Annotated in this window: 2 protein-coding genes and 1 pseudogene; all 3 read right to left on the bottom strand. The window is 35.8% G+C overall.

Annotated elements, in window-relative coordinates; translation table 11 throughout:
* Positions 1-203: pseudogene (locus V7137_RS14680) on the bottom strand (esterase); the annotation flags it as partial.
* Positions 194-1,390 (bottom strand): ATP-grasp domain-containing protein, encoded by a 1,197-nt coding sequence (locus tag V7137_RS14675; protein ID WP_335698779.1) that lies wholly within the window; start codon positions 1,388-1,390, stop codon positions 194-196. The pseudogene V7137_RS14680 and the gene V7137_RS14675, both read right to left, overlap by 10 nt.
* A gap of 156 nt (positions 1,391-1,546) precedes the next feature.
* Positions 1,547-2,377 (bottom strand): alpha/beta hydrolase, encoded by an 831-nt coding sequence (locus V7137_RS14670; RefSeq protein ID WP_335698778.1) that lies wholly within the window; start codon positions 2,375-2,377, stop codon positions 1,547-1,549.
* Positions 2,378-2,481 lie beyond the last annotated feature (104 nt).

Raw genomic sequence — 2,481 nt, 5'->3', positions numbered from 1 at the left:
ATACTAGCCAATGTAAAAAATTGAACTTTTCCGGATTCAATAAAGTCATGACACACATCAATCATTCCAAAATCATAGTATTCAGAATGCGTCCCTCCAGATGAAGGAAAAACTACGATTGGCATGCCACTGTGCCCATATCTGTTTAACAGCATTTCACGTCCTAATTCGCCACTCCAATGGTTTAACTGTTCTATATGCATAGAAAAATCTCCTTTCCCAAATTTTTTCGTTCATGTACAAAACGGATAATGTCATCCACTTCTTCATGCGAATCTGCATTAATCGCATAAAATTGATTTCCTTGGAGTTCCGCAAACGCATCTGGCATGCGCTGTTCAAACTTCACACGGTCGCCAAATCGTTCATAAATAGCATTCGTATCATGTTTATACTCATACGCATCACGCTGTGTTACACCGACACAAAACTTGTTTTTGGCATCGGACTTCTTAAATTCTCCTCCTGTCACAAGAGAAGCATACTGAGCAAATAAATCAATGGAGTACGCGAAATTGTACATATCAATCGTGTAGCCGCCAGCCAAGCGGTTATTGTATTCAAGTGCAACATAATCCCCATTTTCTAATTTAAAAAACTCAATATGGAAAAAGCGTTCTTTCATGCCAAAAGCTTTCACAATCGCCTTTCCATAAATTTCGAGCTTTGGATCAATTTCTTTTTGAATCACATAAGCTAAATCCAACTGACCATTAACGAGTTCCAGAGTTGGCACATTATATGTAAAGCTTGTTTGGAAAACAATGTTCCCTTTCTGATCCACTAAACCATCAAATGTACAAAGCACGCCTCCTTCGACATATGGTTCTAAGAAGTACACTTGTGCTTCTCCCCATTCTTCTTCAAAATGACGTACAGCCTCTTCTGAACTTAATTTAAAGGTTGCAGCTGATCCAACTCCATTATCCGGTTTAGCGATAACAGGCAGTCCTAATTCATCAATGGCTTTAGATAACTCCTTTTTAGTTTTAACGACTCTTCCTTCTACAACAGGCACATCTGCTTTTTTAAACAGCTTCTTCATTTCAGATTTGTACTTAACTTTTTTCAAGTCATTCGTTTTATTGCCGTACACGTTAAATTGCTCACGCAACTGCGCATCAAGTTCTAACCAGTATTCGTTATTGGATTCAATGCGTTCAATTGGACCATGTTTATAAAATAAAAATGCAACAGCACGTTTCATTTCATCTACATCTTCTAAATTATTCACACGATAATATTCTGTTAGAGAGTTTTGTAATTCGGAGCCTAATTGGTCATATGGCTCTTCGCCAATTCCTAAAACATTTACACCTGCGTCTTTTAAACGATGAGCAAATGACTGAAAATTACCTGGATAATATGGTGATATCAAAATATAATTCATAAAAAAAGCTCCTTTCTCAGAATCAAAAAATTCATTATTTTCACGACTAAGGTACAATTATTTCAATTTATAATCAATCTTAACTTCCAAAATATTCAAAAAAGTGATAGATTCCTCCCATGATCAAATTCAGTCAAATATAATTATTCAGTTCATTCAAGACCACTTCTCACTTAAGAAACGTAAACATTCTGGCAAGTGTTTTGCCCAAGATTTTTCATTATGTTCTTCATCCGCAAAAATATTTAAACGAATGCTATCAATTGGAACAGAGCCTTTTATCAGTTGTTTATAATACTTAAGCGAGCAATCGATATATGCCTGCTTCATATTACCATACATCAATTGTCGATCGGCATCATCGCCTTCCTGAGTCCCAACTTGAATGTACACGCGTTGTTCAGGATCCAACTCTTTTCTAGCAATATAAATGTCAAAGGCTTTACTTGTAATCCAATTGGCTAAAGAAAAAATACCTAAACCACCAATTTGATCTTTATATTCAATACCCATAAAAGCCGAAATATTTCCTCCAAGTGAACTGCCAATCATCGCTGTATGATATTTATCCGATTTAGTTCGGTAATGCTTATCGATAAACGGCTTCACGACTGCCATGACAAACTCAGCAAACTCCGCGCCTCTTCCGCCTAGTTCAATATCTTCAGGAAGTGGGCTTTCAGTAATTTTCCAAGGCGTATATTCATTCATTCGATCTTGTTCAGCGTTATCTATCCCAACAACAATCATCTTCGGAAAATCGGGGTTTTGTTTAATTGCCGAAATAACTTTCCATGAATACCCGCTATAAGCTTCACTACTGTAGAAAACATTTTGTCCATCATGCATATAGACAACTGGATAATTTTTAGCCTCATCTTTATCATAATTTTTCGGCAATAAAACACGCACGCGACGTTTTTCATTTTTATAAGACATATGTAATTGATGTGTTTCTAGTTTTAAATAAAAATAGGATTGATTCATTTTACCTTCCTCACTCCTTTGATATTACTTACTAAAGGTTCTTATCCAGAGTAACAAAGTAGTCAATTGAGTGAAGTTCCTTATTCAATTCGTGAAGATAATAT

The organism is Neobacillus drentensis, from assembly GCF_036962765.1.
In the GTDB taxonomy this organism is placed as follows: Bacteria; Bacillota; Bacilli; order Bacillales; family Cytobacillaceae; genus Neobacillus; species Neobacillus drentensis_C.
Note: the sequence above shows the minus strand (reverse complement) of the source record. Positions and strands in the feature narration are given on the sequence as shown.